This is a genomic window from Cupriavidus sp. Agwp_2 (assembly GCF_040784895.1).
GTDB lineage: Bacteria > Pseudomonadota > Gammaproteobacteria > Burkholderiales > Burkholderiaceae > Cupriavidus.
The window spans coordinates 85,854-102,779 of the sequence record NZ_CP088083.1; the positions used below are offsets into that span (position 1 = coordinate 85,854).

Sequence of the window (16,926 nt, forward strand, 5' to 3'; positions counted from 1 at the left end):
CCGGCCGTGCGGCGGTGGCGTCGCGCGGCCCGGACAAGGCGGCTCCGGGGCGCGGCAACGGCGCAACGGAGTCGTCGGAATTACAGGGTTTTTCAGGCCGTAAACGCCCGAAGCAGCAGGAATTATAAGGTATCATTGCGTGTTCCCGACCTTTGGCAACGCCTTCGTCACATTGCCGCCAACGTCGCCGCAAACCGGTCCCCGGCCGGCCTGCCGCGTCTGCCTGCCGAAGGTGCCCGAAGGGCGAAATCTGGGTCCTCTGATTAGGCCTCCGCCGCCGGCCACGACATCCCTCGAGAGACGGGACATGCCGAGCCGGCCACTGCACATTTTCGCGAACTTTTTCGCGAGGCCTAATCAAAGGTTCCCGTAGGGCTGGCCCGCGCGGCATGCCGGCGGCGGCGCCGAACCCGACTCCAATCTAGCACCCCGGCCCGGGTTCCCCCGCGCCGGAGCGTGGGCGGGCCGGGAAGCCGAGAACCATTCCGTATTCAACACCCAAGCAATTCGTGGCCGGGCCGCCCGCGGCGCCGGCCGCTTCGCCTACCCGCGAACACCACCACAGACAGGATTCCTGATGTTCGGATTTCTCCGCAGCTACTTCTCCAACGACCTGGCGATCGACCTCGGCACCGCCAACACGCTGATCTACATGCGCGACAAGGGCATCGTGCTGGACGAGCCCTCGGTCGTCGCGATCCGCCAGGAAGGCGGTCCCAACGCCAAGAAGACGATCACGGCGGTGGGCAAGGAAGCCAAGCAGATGCTGGGCAAGGTGCCGGGCAATATCGAAGCGATCCGCCCGATGAAGGACGGCGTGATCGCCGACTTCACCGTCACCGAGCAGATGCTCAAGCAATTCATCAAAATGGTGCATGACAGCAAGCTGCTGCGCCCGAGCCCGCGCATCATCATCTGCGTGCCGTGCGGCTCGACCCAGGTCGAGCGCCGCGCCATCCGTGAATCCGCCCTGGGCGCCGGTGCCAGCCAGGTGTACCTGATCGAGGAGCCGATGTCGGCAGCGATCGGCGCCGGCCTGCCGGTGTCGGAGCCGTCGGGCTCGATGGTGGTCGATATCGGCGGCGGCACCACCGAGGTGGGCATCATCTCGCTGGGCGGCATGGTCTACAAGGGTTCGGTGCGCGTCGGCGGCGACAAGTTCGACGAGGCCATCGTCAACTACATCCGCCGCAACTACGGCATGCTGATCGGCGAGCAGACCGCCGAAGCGATCAAGAAGGAAATCGGCTCGGCCTTCCCGGGCTCCGAAGTCCGCGAGATGGAAGTCAAGGGCCGCAACCTGTCCGAGGGCATCCCGCGCGCCTTTACCGTTTCGTCCAACGAAATCCTGGAAGCCCTGACCGATCCGCTGAACCAGATCGTGTCGGCCGTGAAGATCGCGCTGGAACAGACCCCGCCGGAACTGGGCGCCGACATCGCCGAGCGCGGCATGATGCTGACCGGTGGCGGCGCGCTGCTGCGCGACCTGGACCGCCTGCTGGCCGAGGAAACCGGCCTGCCGGTGCTGGTCGCCGAAGACCCGCTGACCTGCGTGGTGCGCGGTTCCGGCATGGCGCTGGAACGCATGGACAAGCTTGGCAGCATCTTCTCCTACGAGTAAGCACCAGGAACTGCACGTGGCGATGCGCGGCCTGCCGGATCGTTGGATCAGGGCGGCGCCGCGGCGCCGCATCCGCCGGGGGATTGCCCCGGCAACGCCCGCCGCCCTGCGGCGCCGTGCCCCCGCCGGGCGCGGCACCGCGGGCGGCGCGGTGTTTGCGGCATTCGCATGCGTGCACCGGCCTGCGTTCGGGTAAATGGATTACTCTCCTCCGCCGCTCTTCAAGCAAGGCTCCTCGGCTGTCGCCAGGCTGGTGCTCTACGTGGGCATCGCGCTGGCGCTGCTGGTGGTCGACGCCCGTTTCAACGCGCTCAGCGTGGGCCGGCAGGTGGCCGCCACCGTGCTGATGCCGGTCGAGCGCCTGGTGCTGGTGCCGCGCGACGCGCTGCGCACCGCGTTCGACTACGCGCAGTCCTCGGCGATACTCGCCTCCGAGAACCGCGAGCTGCGCCACAACGCCGTGCAGCAGGCCGAGGCCTCGGTGCGCCAGGCCCAGCTGGAAGCCGAGAACAACCAGCTGCGCAAGCTGCTGGGGCTGGCCCGGCAATCGGCCACGCCGGTCACGTCGGCTGAAATTCTCTATGACGCGCGCGACCCCTACAGCCAGCGCATCGTGATCGACAAGGGCAGCCAGCAAGGCATGCGCGCCGGCTACCCGGTGATCGACGAGCGCGGCGTGGTCGGTCAGGTCACGCGCGTGTCGCCGTTCCAGTCCGAAGTCACGCTGCTGACCGACAAGGACCAGGCGATTCCCGTGCAGGTGGTGCGCAACGGCCTGCGCAGCGTGGCCTTCGGCGGCGCGCGCGCGGGCCACTTGGACCTGCGCTTCATGGCCGCCGCCGCCGACCTGCAGCAGGGCGACCTGCTGGTGACATCGGGGCTGGACGGCACCTACCCGCCGGGGCTGCCGGTGGCGAAGATCGTACAGATCGAGCGCAAGGCCGATACCGCCTTCTCGCGCATCTACTGCGAGCCGGTGGCCGGCGTGCGCGCGCACCGGCAGCTGCTGGTGGTGCGCTATGACTCCGCCATCCCGCCGCGCGAGTCCGTCGAGGCCAAGCCCGAGGCGCCGGTCAAGGGCGCCAAGTCCGCCGCGGCACGCGCGGCCGCGGCCAGCGCCGCGGCGGCCAGGGCGCCTTCCGCCAAAGAGGCCAGGGACGCCAAGGAGGGTCAACGGTGACCAACCCCCAATACCTGCTGCGGCCGGTCAACCCCGCGTTTATCGCGCTCAGCTTCGTGCTGGCGTTCCTGTTCAACCTGATGCCGTGGGGCGACACGCTGTGGATCCCCGACATGGTGGCGCTGGTGCTGGTGTTCTGGAACATCCACCAGCCGCGCAAGGTGGGCATGGGCGTGGCTTTCGCGCTGGGCCTGCTGATGGACGTGCATGATGCGCGCCTGCTGGGCGAGCATGCGCTGGCCTATACGCTGCTGGCCTACTTTGCCATCACCATCCACCGCCGCGTGCTGTGGTTCACGGTCTACACCCAGGCGCTGCACGTGCTGCCGCTACTGTTCATCGCGCACGCGGTGCCGGTGCTGATCCGCCTGGCGATGGGCGCGCCGCTGCCGGGCTGGCAGCTGCTGCTGGCGCCGGCGATCGAGGCGCTGCTGTGGCCGCTGGCGACCAGCCTGCTGCTGGCGCCGCAGCGCCGTTCGAGCGATGTCGACGAGACGCGCCCGATCTGACGCCACTCATCCCTAACAGGCCCCGCGCAGTACCATGACCGAAATCCGCAACGTCGAACTGGAAATCGGCCGCTTCCGCATCCGCGTGGCGGCCGCGGCCCTGTTCACGGTGATCTGCTTTGGCCTGCTGTTCTCGCGCTTCCTGTGGCTGCAGTGGTACAAGCATGACCAGTACTCGGCCAAGGCCGAGGACAACCGCATCTCGGTGGCGCCGATCGAGCCCAACCGCGGCATCATCATGGACCGCAACGGGATCGTGCTGGCGCGCAACTATTCGGCGTACACGCTGGAGATCACGCCGTCCAAGCTGACCGATACCCTGGACAACACCATCGAAAGCCTGTCGGGGCTGGTGGAGATCCAGCCGCGCGACCGGCGCCGCTTCAAGCGGCTGATGGAAGAGTCGCGCAGTTTCGAGAGCCTGCCGATCCGCAGCCAGCTGACTGACGAGGAAGTGGCGCGTTTCTCCGCGCAGCGCTTCCGCTTCCCCGGCGTGGACGTGCGCGCGCGGCTGTTCCGCCAGTACCCGCTGGGCGAGTCGGCCTCGCACGTGATCGGCTACCTGGGCCGCATCTCGCAGCGCGACCAGGAGCGGATCGAGGCCATGGACGAGGCCAATGACGCCGACAGCGCCAAATACGATCCCCGCAAGGACGCCGACAACTACAAGGGCAGCAACTACATCGGCAAGATCGGCCTGGAGCAGAGCTACGAGACCGAGCTGCACGGCCTGACCGGCTTCGAGGAAGTCGAAGTCAGCGCCGGCGGGCGCCCGATCCGCACGCTGTCGACCTCGCCCGCCACGCCCGGCAACAACCTGATCCTGTCGCTGGACATCCGCCTGCAGCAGCTGGCCGAGGCGCTCTATGGCGACCGCCGCGGCGCGCTGGTGGCGATCGAGCCGACCACCGGCGACATCCTGGCGTTCGTCTCCAAGCCGACCTTCGATCCCAACCTGTTCGTCGAAGGGATCGACACCAATACCTGGAACGAGCTTAACGGCTCGCCCGACAAGCCTCTGCTGAACCGTCCGCTGCGTGGCACGTATCCGCCGGGCTCGACCTACAAGCCGTTCATGGCGCTGGCGGCGCTGAGCACCGGCAAGCGCACGGCGGCGTGGGGCATGTCGGATCCGGGCTTCTTCACGCTGGGCAACCACACTTTCCGCGACGACAAGCCGGGCGGGCACGGCTGGGTCGACATGCACAGTTCGATCGTGCATTCCTGCGACACCTACTACTACGCGCTGGCGCGCGACATGGGCGTCAACGGCATCCATGACTTCATGAAGCCGCTGGGCTTCGGCCAGATCACCGGCATCGACATCGAGGGCGAAAGCCGCGGCATCCTGCCGTCGACCGAGTGGAAGCGCAAGGCCTACCGCAAGCCCGAGCAGCAGAGGTGGTATGACGGCGAGACCATCTCGCTGGGCATCGGCCAGGGCTACAACAGCTTCACCATCCTGCAGCTGGCGCAGGCGACCTCGGTGATCGTCAACAACGGCAAGGTGATGAAGCCTCACCTGGTCAAGGCGGTCGAGGACGCGGTCACGCGCAAGCGCACGCTGACGGTGCCCAAGGAAAGCTACACGATCCCGTTCAAGCAGGCCGACATCGACGTGATCAAGCGCGCCATGGTGGCGGTGACGCACGCCGGCACGGCCGCGCGCGTGTTCGCCGGCGCGTCGTACGAGTCGGCCGGCAAGACCGGCACGGCGCAGACCTACAGCCTGTCCAAGGGCGAGAAGTACAACCACCACGCGCTGGCCGAGCACAAGCGCGACCACTCGCTGTACACCGCGTTCGCGCCGGCGGACCAGCCGAAGATCGCGATCGCGCTGATCGTCGAGAACGCCGGCTTTGGCGCCGCGGTGGCTGCGCCGATCGCGCGCAAGCTGATGGACTACTACCTGACCGGCAAGTGGCCGGCCGACCTGGAGGCGATGGCGCCACCGGCCAGTGAGCGCGTGGCCGGCCGTCCGCCGGTGGATACGCCGAGCGTGTTCACCACCGGCCAGACCGCCAGCATTGCCAGCGCCACGGTGATGTCGTCCGGTGCCGGCCCCGCCAGCGGCGCCGCCGCCAGCGCGGTGGCCGCGGCCTCCGGCGCGCAGCCGGTGACGCCGGAGGCCATCGCCGCCGCGCTGAACGCCGGGGCAATCGCGCCGGCCTCGGCCGTGGAGACGCTGGACCAGCGCATGCTGCAGGCCCTTGGCCATAGCAAGCCCGCTCCGCAGCCGGCCTCCGCCCCCGCCGTGCAGCCCGTCAGGGCGCCCGCGCCCAAACCTCGCGTCAAGCCCGTGTCCGCCAAGGCGGCCAGCGGTGCCGACGCCACCCGCTGAAGGAGACGCGCATGGATCGCCGCCGCGTCATGTCCCTGATCAAGACCGCGCTGACCGGTTTTGACAAACCGCTTTCGCTGATCGTCTTCCTGCTGTTTGCCACCGGCATCGTCGCGCTGTACTCGGCCGCCATCGACATGCCGGGCCGCGTCGAAGACCAGTTGCGCAACATCCTGCTGTCGTACGTGGTGATGTTCGTGATCGCCTACCTGCCCACGCAGACGCTGATGCGGGTGGCGGTGCCGATGTACACGGTCGGCGTGGCGCTGCTGATCGCGGTGGCCATGTTCGGTTTGATCCGCAAGGGCGCGCGCCGCTGGCTCTATGTCGGGATGGTGATCCAGCCGTCCGAGATCATGAAGATCTCGATGCCGCTGATGCTGGCGTGGTACTTCCAGAAGCGCGAGGGCGTGATCAAGTGGTTCGACTTCATCGTCGCGCTGGGGCTGCTGGTGATCCCGGTCGGCCTGATCGCCAAGCAGCCCGACCTCGGCACCGCGCTGCTGGTGATGGCGGCGGGCCTGTATGTGATCTACTTCGCCGGACTGTCGTGGAGGCTGATCCTGCCGCTGTTGGGGCTGCTGGTGGTGGCGATCACGCTGCTGATCACGTTCCAGAACGACATGTGCGCGCCGGGCGTGAACTGGCCGGTGCTGCACGACTACCAGCAGCACCGCGTGTGCACGCTGCTCGACCCGACCAGCGACCCGCTCGGCAAGGGCTTCCACACCATCCAGTCGATCATCGCGATCGGCTCGGGCGGGGTCGAGGGCAAGGGCTTCCTCAAGGGGACGCAGACCCACCTCGAATTCATCCCTGAAAAGCACACCGACTTCATCTTCGCGGTCTACTCCGAAGAGTTCGGCCTGATCGGCAATGCGCTGCTGCTGGTGCTGTACCTGCTGCTGATCTTCCGTGGCCTGTTTATCGCCGCCAACGCGCCGACGCTGTTCTCGCGGCTGCTGGCGGGATCGATCACGCTGATCTTCTTTACCTATGCGTTCGTCAACATGGGCATGGTGAGCGGGATCCTGCCGGTGGTGGGCGTGCCGCTGCCGCTGATGAGCTATGGCGGCACCGCGCTGGTGACGCTGGGGGCGGGGGTTGGGATCCTGCTTAGTATTTCGCGGCAGAAGCGGCTGATCCAGACGTAGGTTTTTGCATAGCGCTGGTTTGCTCCCCTCTCCCCATGAGCCCCATGAGGGGGAGGGAGAACACCTTGCTTAGGCCAGCTCGGGCGGCGTTGGAGCACCCAAAACCGTGCGCCCCTGCGCAGGCAAGTGTGTTTGCTAAACTGCCACCCAATTTTCCTCTACCGGTCCAAGCCCCATGAACGCCCAAGACGTCGCCGCCTACCTGCAGAGCCACCCCGAATTCTTCGAAGAGCACGCCGAGCTGCTGGCGGCGGTGCAGCTGACCAGCCCGCACAGCCACCGCGCCGTGTCGCTGCAGGAGCGCCAGATGGAAATCCTGCGCGAGAAGAACAAGGGCCTGGAGCTGCGCCTGGCCGACCTGGTGCGCCATGGCCACGACAACGACCGCACCCAGCAGCGCCTGCACGACTGGCAGCTGCGGCTGCTGGCCGAGGCCGATTCGCACGCGCTGCCGTATGCCGTGCAGGACGGCCTGCAGCAGGTGTTCGACGTGCCGGCCGTGGCGCTCCGGCTGTGGGACGTGGCCGAACAGTACGTCCACATGGAAGTCGCGCAGGGCGCCAGCGAAGATATGCGCCTGTTCGCCGACGGCCTGCGCGCGCCGTATTGCGGCGCCAACAGTGGCTTCGAGGCGGCAGCGCTGCTGGAGCGCGACGATATCGTCTCGCTGGCGATGGTGGCGCTGCGTGTGCCCGTGCGCGCGGCCGATGCCGGTGCCGACGTGCAGGGCGCCGCGTTCGGCCTGCTGGTGCTGGGCTCGCCCGACCCGCGCCGCTTCCATGAAGGCATGGGCACGGCCTACCTGGCGCAGATCGGCGAAGTCGCCGGGGCCGCGCTGAACCGCCTGCGCGACTGAGGCCGATGCCGTGAGCGCACGCCGGCCATCGCGCCAGCCCGCTCCCGCGCCGGTGGATGACGGCGCGTCTTCGTCGACCGATCTGCCGGCCGATCCGCTGGTCGTGCGCTATCTCGACTGGCTGCGCGGCAGCCGCAAGCTGGCCGACCATACGCTCGCCTGCTATGGGCGCGACCTGCGCGTGCTGCAGGCGCATGCCGCGCGCTACGCGCCCGGTGTCGCATTGCTGGCGCTGCAGACCCAGCATATCCGCAACTTCGCCGCCCGCCTGCATGGCAGTGGGCTGGTCGGCACCAGCATCGCCCGCACGCTGTCGGCGTGGCGCGGCTTCTACCAGTGGGCGGCGCGGCATGGCCATGGCGTGACGGTCAACCCGGTCGAAGGCGTGCGCGCGCCGCGTTCCGGCCATGCGCTGCCGAAGGCGCTGTCGGTCGAGCATGCGGTGGCGCTGGTCGCCCACACCGCCGGCACCGATGCGCAGGCCTTGCGCGACCATGCGGTATATGAACTGTTCTACTCCAGCGGGCTGCGGTTGTCGGAGCTGGTGCAGCTGGACCTGCGCTATGCCGCCGTTGACGGCTACCAGTCCAGCGGCTGGCTTGACCTGGCCGGCGCCGAGGTGACGGTGACCGGCAAGGGCGCGCGCCGGCGCACGGTGCCCGTCGGCAGCAAGGCGATCGAGGCGCTGCGTGCCTGGATCGCGGTGCGCGACACGCTGCTGCGCCCCGGCGCGACGCCTGAAGACGCGCACGCACTGTTCCTGGGGCCGCGCGGGCGGCGGCTGTCGATGCGCACGGTGCAGTTGCGGCTCAAGCAGCAGGCGCTCGGCGCAGGCGTGCCGGCCGACGTGCATCCGCATATGCTGCGGCATTCGTTCGCCACACACGTGCTGCAGTCGTCGGGCGACCTGCGCGCGGTGCAGGAGATGCTGGGGCACGCCAGCATCTCGACCACGCAGATCTATACCTCGCTGGATTTCCAGCACCTGGCGCGGGTCTACGACAAGGCGCACCCGCGCGCGGGACGGCGTTCGGCGCCTGCGTCGGAACCAACAGGCGACGAGGCCGACAAGACCGGCGCCGCCGACGAAACCGGGGACTAATTCACTCCCACTGCGCCAGCACTTCGCGGAAGCGCTCGATCTCCGGCATCAGCCAGCTGCGGAAGGCCTGCACCTTGGGCAGGTTCAGCGACCCCGGTGCGCACACGAAGTACAGCAGCCACGGACACGGGATGCTGACGTCGAACAGCCGCACCACGCGCCCCGCCAGCAGGTCGTTGTAGGCCAGCGACGAGCGGATCAGCGCGATCCCCTGGCCCTCCGACGCGGCCTGCAGCAGCAGCGACGAATCTTCCATCAGCAGGCCCTTGCGCGGCTCGGGCCAGTCCAGCCCGGCGGCCTCGAACCACGGCTTCCACGGATCGCCCTCGCCGCGCAGCAGCGGCATGCCGGCCATCTCTTCCGGCTTCTGCGGCAGCCGTCCGCCGTTGAAGCTGGGGCTGCACATCGGAAAGAAGACGTCGTCGAGCAGCTTTTCCACATACAGGCCGGGATAGTCGCCGCTGCCCATGCGCAGCGCGATATCGACTTCTTCATGCGCAAAGTTGACCAGCGTGTTCGACGACAGCAGCTCGACGTCCAGCTCGGGATGGCGCTCGATAAAGCTGCCGATGCGCGGCGTGAGCCAGCGCGCGGCGAACGAAGGCATGGTGCTGATGGTCAGGCGCTTGTCGCGGTTGCCCGCCTGCAGCACGCGCGTGGCATCGGCGATCTGGAGCAGCGCGTCGCGCACGCGTTCGGCGTAGACGCGGCCTGCCGGGGTCAGCGCCACGCGTTTGCCGTGGCGCTCGAACAACGGCAGGCCCAGCTCGTCTTCCAGCCCGCGGATCTGGTGGCTGACCGCGCCGTGGGTGACGAACAACTCCGTCGCCGCGCGCGAAAAACTCTCATGGCGCGCCGCCGCCTCGAACGCGCGCAGTGCGGTCAGCGCCGGCAGGCGCGGCAACTCGCGGTGCCAGCCGCGCGGCAGGTCTTTTTCCCAGGCGCTCTTCCAGGCCATGGCTGCCTCCGGTGAAGTCGGGTTTATGTGAATCTGACTAACAAGAACAAAGAAAATATATCGTTTTGATAGTGTCCGGGCAATCACTAATATTCCATCACCGGCCCCCGCTGTAGCGATTCACCTAACGACGAATTCCACAGGATTTAACTGGCATGGTCCTCTTGCCGGGCCAATTGCATGGATTCGTTGCCCATAAGCGACAGCGTGGCGCAACTGCCTCCGGGCCGGCTGAACGGAGAACTTCGATGAAAACCGTGCTCACAACGACCGTGTTCACCCTGAATCCTGGCGAAGTCACCGCGCTGTCGGTGCACGCCGCCCAGCGCCTGCATGTCGAGAAAGCCAATGGCATGGATGTATGGCTGACGCGCGAAAGCGATTCGGAGGACTACTGGCTGCGTTGTGGCGGCAGCCTGTTGCTCCGCACTGGCGACGAGGTGGTGGTCAGCATCGACCCGCGCGCGCAGGAACCGGTACGCCTGGCGTTGATCGCCGAGGCGCGCCGTCCGGCGCTGGCGCTGGCCGATGTGCCGCACCTGGTGTACCGCAGCCTGCGCCGACTGGTTCGAGGCACGGAATGGACGCCTAACCAGGACCAGGCCGCCGCATCCTGAAGCCGAAGCGGACGGGACATCGTCCGCGTCACACCGGCGCCGCGCGCATCTGCGCCTGGCCTGGTCGCGTGACGCAAACGACGATTCCCCGGCGCCGCAAGGCTGACAGGGCAAGGCAGGGGCCGGCGCAAGCCGGCCCTTTTCGTTACACTCTCGCCATGCATCCGATTCAGATCATCGAACGCGGCCGCGAGGACTATCAGCCGTGTTTCGACGCGATGCGCGCCTTCACCGCCGCACGCTCCCCCGAGACGCCAGACCAGATCTGGCTGGTCGAGCATCCGCCGGTCTACACGCTGGGCCAGGCGGGCGATCCCGCACACCTGCTGTCGCCTGACGACAACATCCCGGTGGTGCAGATCGACCGTGGCGGCCAGATCACTTATCACGGCCCAGGCCAGGTAGTGGCTTACCTGTTGCTCGATTTGCGCCGCCGCCACCTGATGGTGCGCGAGCTGGTCTACGCCATCGAGCAGGCAGTGCTGGACACGCTCGCGGCGTATAATCTCGCAGCCGAACGCAAGCCCGGCGCCCCTGGCATCTACCTGTCCGAGGGGCCGCACCAGGGCGCCAAGATTGCCGCGCTCGGCCTCAAGATCCGCAACGGCTGCAGCTACCACGGCGTCAGCCTCAACGTGCAGATGGACCTGTCGCCGTTCCTGCGCATCAATCCCTGCGGCTATGCCGGACTGGAAACAGTCGACATGGCTACCGCGGGCGCCACCTGCCCGGTGGCGGATGCCGATGGCGCCCCCCTGCCCGTGACCGCGGCAAGACAAACCGACATCGCACAGCGCCTGGCGGCTGCATTGTGCGAAGTGCTGGCAGCGCACGAATCCCGCGTGCTGGCGGCTGAAGCCGCCGACGTGAATGCCGACCCGGCCCTGGCCTCCTAGTCAAAAGCGAAATGCACGCTGAGCGCGTGCGGAGAAATGTATGAGCGACGCCCTGATCGCCACTTCCAGCGAAGCCCCGCAGTCCCCCGCGGAGGCGTACGACCCGACCCGCAAGCAAAAGTCGGCCGACAAGACCGCACGCATCCCCATCAAGATCGTGCCGGCCGAAAAGCTCAAGAAGCCGGACTGGATCCGCGTGAAGGCTGCAACCGGCAATTCGCGTTTCTATGAGATCAAGGACATCCTGCGCGCCAACAACCTGGTGACGGTGTGCGAGGAAGCCAGCTGCCCGAACATCGGCGAATGCTTCGGCAAGGGCACGGCCACCTTCATGATCATGGGCGACAAGTGCACGCGCCGCTGCCCGTTCTGCGACGTCGGCCACGGCCGCCCCGATCCGCTGGATACGAACGAGCCGGGCAACCTGGCCCGCACCATCGCCCAGCTCAAGCTGAATTACGTGGTGATCACCAGCGTCGACCGCGACGACCTGCGCGATGGCGGTGCCCAGCACTATGTGGATTGCATCTCGCAGACGCGCGAGCTGTCGCCGGCCACCCGCATCGAAGTGCTGGTGCCGGACTTCCGCGGCCGCCTGGACAAGGCGCTGGACATCCTGCAAGCCTGCCCGCCGGACGTGATGAACCACAACATGGAAACCGTGCCGCGCCTGTACAAGCAGGCGCGCCCGGGCGCGGACTACGCGCACTCGCTCAAGCTGCTGCAGGAATTCAAGCGCCGCAACCCCAACGTGCCGACCAAGTCCGGCCTGATGGTGGGTCTGGGCGAGACCGACGAGGAAATCCTGGAAGTCATGCGCGACATGCGCGCGCACGACATCGACATGCTGACCATCGGCCAGTACCTGGCGCCGTCGAACCACCACCTGCCGGTGCTGCGCTACGTGCACCCGGACACGTTCAAGATGTTCGAGGACGAGGCGTACAAGATGGGCTTTACCCACGCTGCCGTGGGCGCGATGGTACGCAGTTCGTACCACGCTGACCAGCAGGCGCATCAGGCGGGGTTTGCCTGATCAGCATCGGGTTCAATGCGTTTTCAAAACGGCCGGGATTGACCCCGGCCGTTTTGCATTGCGCTGGCCTGTTTTCTGCATCGCATTCCCCTGGCCGCCAGCCTACACTGGTAAAAAGTGCGCTACCAGGAATCCCATGAGCCTCTGTACGATCCACCGCCTCGCCGAACAAGCGCTGCTCTACAGCGTGGCGCCCCCCGCATCGCTCGAGGTCCAGCGCCGCATCTGGGCCATGGCATCCCGGGCGGAAGGCTGGCGCGGCGTGGTCGACGTGGTGCCCGGCATGAACAACCTGACGGTGATCTTCGACGGCAGCGCCGATGTCGAGACGCTGGAGCGCGGCCTGAAGCAGGCCTGGTCCTCGGGCGAGGCGCGCAACACCACCGGCAAGGTGGTCGAGATCCCGGTGCGCTACGGCGGTGAGCATGGGCCGGACCTGGCCGATGTGGCCGCGCATACCGGGCTATCGCCGCGTGAAGTGGCGCGCCGTCATGCCGCCGGCGAGTACGTTGTCTACTTCGTCGGCTTCCAGCCCGGCTTTGCCTATCTGGGCGGGCTGGCGCCGGAACTGGCCACGCCGCGCCGGCGCGAGCCGCGGCTGGCGGTGCCGGCCGGGTCGGTCGGTATCGGTGGCGAGCAGACCGGCATCTATCCGGCGGTGCTGCCGGGCGGCTGGCAACTGATCGGCCACAGCGATGTTGGACTGTTCGTCGCGGACCGCGATCCGCCGTCCCTGTTGGCGCCCGGCGACACCGTGCGCTTTGTCGCCGAGGAAATCATCGCGTGATCGAAATCATCCGACCTGGCGCGCTCGCCTCGGTGCAGGACCTGGGCCGTACTGGCTTCCGCCGTTTCGGCGTGGGCCGTTGCGGGGCGATGGATATGCTGGCCGTGGCGGTCGGCAACCGGCTGGTGGGCAATTCACCCGAGTGCGCCGCGATCGAGTTCACGCTGGGCCGAGCCGCGGTGCGCTTCCATGCGGACATGCGCGTCGCGCTGTCTGGCGCGGAGTGCGGCGCGACGCTGGACGGAACACCGGTCTGGTCCTGGCATGCCTTCGACGTGCACGCGGGCGAGATCCTGGTGCTGCCGCCGGCGCGCGGCGGTACGCATGCCTACCTGTGCGTGGCCGGCGGCATCGCGGTCGACCCGGTGATGGGTTCGCGCAGTACCGACCTGAAGGCCGGTTTCGGCGGGCTGAACGGGCGCGCGCTGCAGGAGGGCGACCGGCTGCCGGCGGGAAGGCCGGGCTTGCGGGCCGACGGGGACTGGATCGGCGTGCAGGCGCCCGCTTGGGCGCTGCCGGCCGCCGTCGACGGCAGGGCTACGCCGGTGCGCATGCTGCAGGGACCCGAGTACGATGACTTCGAGGTGGAATCGCAGCAGGCGCTGTGGCAGGCCGACTGGATCGTCACGCCCAACAGCAACCGCATGGGCCTGCGGCTGAATGGGCCGGCGCTGGCGCGCCGCGCAGAATGCAGCGCCGACCTGCTTTCGCACGGCGTGATGCCGGGCGTGATGCAGGTGCCGCCGGCCGGGCAACCGATCGTGCTGATGGCCGATGCGCAGACCACCGGCGGCTATCCGAAGATCGGCGTGGTGATCGGCGCTGACATGTGGCGGCTGGCGCAGGTGCCGCTGGGCGCGGCCGTGCGTTTCGTACCGGTCACGCTGGCACAGGCCGCCGCCGCGCAGGCGGAGCTTGACCGCTACCTGCGGCAGATCGAACAGGCGCTGCAATGGCAGGGCGACGGCATGGCCATCGCCGCGCGCCGGCGCACGCTGACCCGCGCGGCGGCCTGAGCCTCGCGCTTGTACACATCGACAGAAGGCGGCATCGCGGTCCCCTCGCCGCACCGCCCAGGAGAACGGCAATGCAGATCGACCTGAACGCCGACCTCGGCGAAGGCTGCGGCAACGACGAAGCGCTGCTGGCGCTGATCAGTTCCGCCAACGTGGCGTGCGGCTGGCACGCGGGCGACGCCGCCACCATGGTGCAGACGGTGAAGTGGGCGCTGCAGCATGGCGTCGCCATCGGCGCGCACCCGAGCTACCCGGACCGCGAGAATTTCGGCCGCACCGAGATGCAGCGCGATCCCGAGGACGTATATGCCGACGTGCTGTACCAGATCGGCGCGCTCGACGCGATCGTGCGTGCGCAGGGGGGCGAGTTGCACCACGTCAAGCCGCACGGTGCGCTGTACAACCAGGCCGTGCGCGACCCGGCGCTGGCCCGCGCCATCGTGCGCGCGGTGCGGGATTTCGATGCCGACCTGGTGTTCTTCGGCCTGGCCGGCAGCCAGATGATCGACATCGCCAAAGAGGCCGGGCTGCGCGTCAAGCAGGAAGTCTTTGCCGACCGCGGCTACAACCCCGATGGCACGCTGGTCAGGCGCGGCACCCCTGGCGCACTGCACGACGACGAGGAAGTCGCGCTGAACCAGACCCTGACCATGGTGCGCGAAAAACGCGTGCGCGCCATCGACGGCACCTGGGTCCCGATCCAGGCCGAGACCGTTTGCCTGCACGGCGACGGTGCGCATGCACTGGCCTTCGCGCGCCGCATCCGCGAACGGCTCGGCGCCGAGGGCATTGCCATCCGCGCCGGCGACTGACGGCCCTTCAACCGACGGCGCCGCGCGTCGTCACCGTTCCTGCGTCCCGGTAGCGGCCGCCTCACGGCGCGCCGCGGCCTTCTTCATGGCGTGGCGGCGCAGGCTGACCTGCTCGAAGCGCCAGATCACATAGCAGAACGCAAGGAACGGCCATAGCCAGCCCAGCCATTGCGCCAGGCTGTTGAAGTGGATGAAGCGGCCCATGCGCCAGCCCTGCTCGGAAATCCACGCGTAGGGATTCGACGGCAGGACATTGGTCAGCGCCACCAGTGCGAGCAGCGCCACCATCGCCAGCACGGCGCGCACCCAGCGCGGCAGGTACAGCAGCAGCGCCAGCACCAGCGAGCTCGTCAGCAGCGCAAAGCGGCCGCCTTCGGACAGCCAGTTGAAGGCGCTGTCGGCCGGGAACTGCAATTCGGCCGCGGTGGCCTTGATCAGCAGCGCGGCGGCCAGCAGGCCAGCCAGGATGCGCAGCATCGGCGCGTTGCGGCGCATGGCGATCGAGGCGAACAACCCGGTGCCGATCCAGCTGCTGGCGGTCACCAGCGATTCCAGCAGTTGCTGGCTCTGCATGTCTTCGGGCCGCAGGCCGATGTGGTCCTGCCACGCCTCCAGTTGCGGGAACAGCATCTGCAGCACCTGCATCGGCCAGGACTCGGGATCGGTCAGCCATTCGCGCACGATGCCGCCCATGCCGAACAGGTGCTCCTGCGGGAAGATCTGCGCGAACGGCCACAGCATGAGCAGGATGATGGCAAAGCTGGCATGCGGCTCGAACCACGCATGGCGCAGCCGCGTCAGGCGGCCGCCGTCGATCAGCGCATGCGTGAAGGGCGCCACCACCGCGCCGCCCAGCAGCGCGCCCAGCGCATTGGTGATCAGGTCGATGTTGGAAGAGATGCGGCTTGGCAGCCAGGTCTGGAACGCTTCCATGCAGGCCGACAGCAGCGCACCGGCGACCAGCGCCACCAGCGTGGCGCGTCCGCCAGACATGCGCGGATGCAGCGACAGCACGACCAGCGCCCCGAAGGGAACGTAGCCGATGACGTTGGTCAGCAGGTCGAAGTCGGTGATATAGCGCGGCTTGGGCGCGGTGACGAAGGCGAACGGCGAAATGCCGTTGTCGACCCAGCCCGAGAACGGGTAGAGGCTGGCATACACCACCAGCAGCGTGAAGCAAAGCAGCCCAACGCGGGCCAGCGGCGAATACTGGGGCTCGGCGGGTCCGCTCACAGGCGGTACCGCCGCCGGTTGCGCGGCTGGCGCCGGGGGCGGTGCGGAGGGCGGCGGGACAGCCGGCTCCATGGCAATTCTCCTTGTCTGCCTTACTTTAGCGGCAGCGTGGCGGTCCAGTCGAGCAGCGCGGCGATGGCGGCGTCGCTGGCATCGGCCAGCGCCTTGACCCCGCCGGCGCCGTCGGCGCTGGGCGCGGGACGGCGCACCTCGAAGGTCTGCTGGCCGAGCCGGCCGCGGTGGTACACGGTGGCGCGCAGGCGCACCACGCCCTGGCTGGTGGTGGCACTGTCGAACACCTGCTCGAAGGCCAGCAGGTCTACTTTCAGCCCGGGTGCGCTGGGGTCGCCGGACCAGGCCAGTCCGCTGCGTGCCGACACCGCCTCGCGCAGACGCTCGTCGAACAGGCGCGTCGGCGACATCACCCACCGCTGCGTGGCATAGGGTTGCAGTCGCTGCGCCTGCGCGTACAGCAGGCGGTAGTAGAGGGCATTGCCTTCGAGCCAGTCGGGTCCGTCGGTGTGCGATACGCGCAGCTTTGGCAGCGGCGTGGGCGCTGTCGTGGCCGCTGTCGTTGCCGCGTGGGCAGCGGTGCCCGCCGAGCCGCCAGGCGCGGCGGACGGCCCCAGGTCGTACGTGACGGTCGGCGTGCCGCGCGACAGCGCGCAGCCTGCCAGCACCAGCGCGGCGCCTGCCAGCGCCAGCAGCGTGGCGGCGGTGCGGGAGCGGCTGCTCCGGCATGAATTCTCGGTGGCAGGGTTCACGGCGGGGCCTCGGCGGTTATCGTTCTTCGGCATGGCGATGGGTC

16 protein-coding genes are annotated in these 16,926 nt (G+C 68.2%); 13 read left to right on the forward strand and 3 right to left on the reverse strand.

Annotated elements, in window-relative coordinates; all coding sequences use genetic code 11:
- Positions 1-577: 577 nt before the first annotated feature.
- The 7 genes from LPA45_RS00375 (at position 578) to LPA45_RS00405 (ending at position 8,763) form a co-directional block, all read left to right on the forward strand.
- Positions 578-1,621, forward strand: coding sequence for a rod shape-determining protein (locus tag LPA45_RS00375; protein WP_008648066.1), 1,044 nt, complete (start codon positions 578-580; stop codon positions 1,619-1,621).
- 196 nt (positions 1,622-1,817) lie between these two features.
- Positions 1,818-2,801 (forward strand): rod shape-determining protein MreC, encoded by a 984-nt coding sequence (gene mreC, locus LPA45_RS00380; RefSeq protein WP_116322340.1) that lies wholly within the window; start codon positions 1,818-1,820, stop codon positions 2,799-2,801.
- A complete protein-coding gene (mreD, locus tag LPA45_RS00385; RefSeq protein WP_209760285.1) occupies positions 2,798-3,310 on the forward strand; it encodes a rod shape-determining protein MreD in 513 nt (170 codons plus the stop codon). Before mreC ends, mreD begins: the two co-directional genes overlap by 4 nt.
- Before the next feature lie 34 nt (positions 3,311-3,344).
- Positions 3,345-5,651 (forward strand): penicillin-binding protein 2, encoded by a 2,307-nt coding sequence (gene mrdA / locus LPA45_RS00390; RefSeq protein WP_116322341.1) that lies wholly within the window; start codon positions 3,345-3,347, stop codon positions 5,649-5,651.
- Positions 5,652-5,662: 11 nt separating this feature from the next.
- Complete coding sequence (gene rodA / locus LPA45_RS00395; protein WP_367394748.1) at positions 5,663-6,805, forward strand: rod shape-determining protein RodA; 1,143 nt, start codon at positions 5,663-5,665, stop codon at positions 6,803-6,805.
- 175 nt (positions 6,806-6,980) lie between these two features.
- Positions 6,981-7,661 (forward strand): DUF484 family protein, encoded by a 681-nt coding sequence (locus LPA45_RS00400; RefSeq protein WP_116322343.1) that lies wholly within the window; start codon positions 6,981-6,983, stop codon positions 7,659-7,661.
- Between the two features lie 10 nt (positions 7,662-7,671).
- On the forward strand, positions 7,672-8,763 hold the full coding sequence (locus LPA45_RS00405; protein ID WP_376790621.1) for a tyrosine recombinase XerC: 1,092 nt from the start codon (positions 7,672-7,674) through the stop codon (positions 8,761-8,763).
- A gap of 1 nt (position 8,764) precedes the next feature.
- Here LPA45_RS00405 and LPA45_RS00410 read toward each other — a convergent pair whose 3' ends face one another.
- Positions 8,765-9,721 (reverse strand): transcriptional regulator GcvA, encoded by a 957-nt coding sequence (locus tag LPA45_RS00410; RefSeq protein ID WP_317924194.1) that lies wholly within the window; start codon positions 9,719-9,721, stop codon positions 8,765-8,767.
- Between the two features lie 248 nt (positions 9,722-9,969).
- Between LPA45_RS00410 and LPA45_RS00415 the strand changes: the two genes are divergently transcribed.
- The 6 genes from LPA45_RS00415 to pxpA all read left to right on the forward strand — a co-directional run bounded on the left by LPA45_RS00415 (position 9,970) and on the right by pxpA (position 14,885).
- On the forward strand, positions 9,970-10,338 hold the full coding sequence (locus LPA45_RS00415) for a DUF2917 domain-containing protein (protein ID WP_116322345.1): 369 nt from the start codon (positions 9,970-9,972) through the stop codon (positions 10,336-10,338).
- Positions 10,339-10,496: 158 nt separating this feature from the next.
- Positions 10,497-11,234 carry a lipoyl(octanoyl) transferase LipB gene (gene lipB / locus LPA45_RS00420; protein WP_116322346.1) on the forward strand — a complete coding sequence of 246 codons (738 nt, stop codon included), beginning with the start codon at positions 10,497-10,499 and terminating at the stop codon, positions 11,232-11,234.
- 40 nt (positions 11,235-11,274) lie between these two features.
- Positions 11,275-12,270, forward strand: a complete 996-nt coding sequence (gene lipA / locus LPA45_RS00425) for a lipoyl synthase (RefSeq protein WP_116322347.1) — start codon at positions 11,275-11,277, stop codon at positions 12,268-12,270.
- A gap of 136 nt (positions 12,271-12,406) precedes the next feature.
- Positions 12,407-13,057, forward strand: a complete 651-nt coding sequence (pxpB, locus tag LPA45_RS00430; protein ID WP_367394749.1) for a 5-oxoprolinase subunit PxpB — start codon at positions 12,407-12,409, stop codon at positions 13,055-13,057.
- Positions 13,054-14,073, forward strand: coding sequence for a biotin-dependent carboxyltransferase family protein (locus tag LPA45_RS00435; RefSeq protein ID WP_367394750.1), 1,020 nt, complete (start codon positions 13,054-13,056; stop codon positions 14,071-14,073). Before pxpB ends, LPA45_RS00435 begins: the two co-directional genes overlap by 4 nt.
- A gap of 71 nt (positions 14,074-14,144) precedes the next feature.
- Positions 14,145-14,885, forward strand: a complete 741-nt coding sequence (gene pxpA / locus LPA45_RS00440) for a 5-oxoprolinase subunit PxpA (protein ID WP_317924200.1) — start codon at positions 14,145-14,147, stop codon at positions 14,883-14,885.
- Positions 14,886-14,915: 30 nt separating this feature from the next.
- On the opposite strand, the gene LPA45_RS00445 is transcribed toward pxpA, so the two are convergent.
- The gene (locus LPA45_RS00445) at positions 14,916-16,190 is read right to left on the reverse strand and encodes a VanZ family protein (protein WP_367394751.1); all 1,275 of its coding nucleotides are present in this window, start codon (positions 16,188-16,190) and stop codon (positions 14,916-14,918) included.
- Between the two features lie 20 nt (positions 16,191-16,210).
- Positions 16,211-16,915 (reverse strand): ABC-type transport auxiliary lipoprotein family protein, encoded by a 705-nt coding sequence (locus LPA45_RS00450; protein WP_367394752.1) that lies wholly within the window; start codon positions 16,913-16,915, stop codon positions 16,211-16,213.
- Positions 16,916-16,926: the final 11 nt, after the last annotated feature.

What these genes read in the sequence shown, in the direction of transcription:
- mreC (WP_116322340.1), top strand. Translation starts at nt 1,818, where the DNA reads ATGGATTACTCTCCTCCGCCGCTCTTCAAGCAAGGCTCCTCGGCTGTC.
- LPA45_RS00410 (WP_317924194.1), bottom strand. Translation starts at nt 9,721, where the DNA reads ATGGCCTGGAAGAGCGCCTGGGAAAAAGACCTGCCGCGCGGCTGGCAC.
- pxpA (WP_317924200.1), top strand. Translation starts at nt 14,145, where the DNA reads ATGCAGATCGACCTGAACGCCGACCTCGGCGAAGGCTGCGGCAACGAC.
- LPA45_RS00415 (WP_116322345.1), top strand. Translation starts at nt 9,970, where the DNA reads ATGAAAACCGTGCTCACAACGACCGTGTTCACCCTGAATCCTGGCGAA.
- lipA (WP_116322347.1), top strand. Translation starts at nt 11,275, where the DNA reads ATGAGCGACGCCCTGATCGCCACTTCCAGCGAAGCCCCGCAGTCCCCC.
- rodA (WP_367394748.1), top strand. Translation starts at nt 5,663, where the DNA reads ATGGATCGCCGCCGCGTCATGTCCCTGATCAAGACCGCGCTGACCGGT.
- mrdA (WP_116322341.1), top strand. Translation starts at nt 3,345, where the DNA reads ATGACCGAAATCCGCAACGTCGAACTGGAAATCGGCCGCTTCCGCATC.
- LPA45_RS00445 (WP_367394751.1), bottom strand. Translation starts at nt 16,190, where the DNA reads ATGGAGCCGGCTGTCCCGCCGCCCTCCGCACCGCCCCCGGCGCCAGCC.
- LPA45_RS00375 (WP_008648066.1), top strand. Translation starts at nt 578, where the DNA reads ATGTTCGGATTTCTCCGCAGCTACTTCTCCAACGACCTGGCGATCGAC.
- lipB (WP_116322346.1), top strand. Translation starts at nt 10,497, where the DNA reads ATGCATCCGATTCAGATCATCGAACGCGGCCGCGAGGACTATCAGCCG.
- pxpB (WP_367394749.1), top strand. Translation starts at nt 12,407, where the DNA reads ATGAGCCTCTGTACGATCCACCGCCTCGCCGAACAAGCGCTGCTCTAC.
- LPA45_RS00400 (WP_116322343.1), top strand. Translation starts at nt 6,981, where the DNA reads ATGAACGCCCAAGACGTCGCCGCCTACCTGCAGAGCCACCCCGAATTC.
- LPA45_RS00450 (WP_367394752.1), bottom strand. Translation starts at nt 16,915, where the DNA reads ATGCCGAAGAACGATAACCGCCGAGGCCCCGCCGTGAACCCTGCCACC.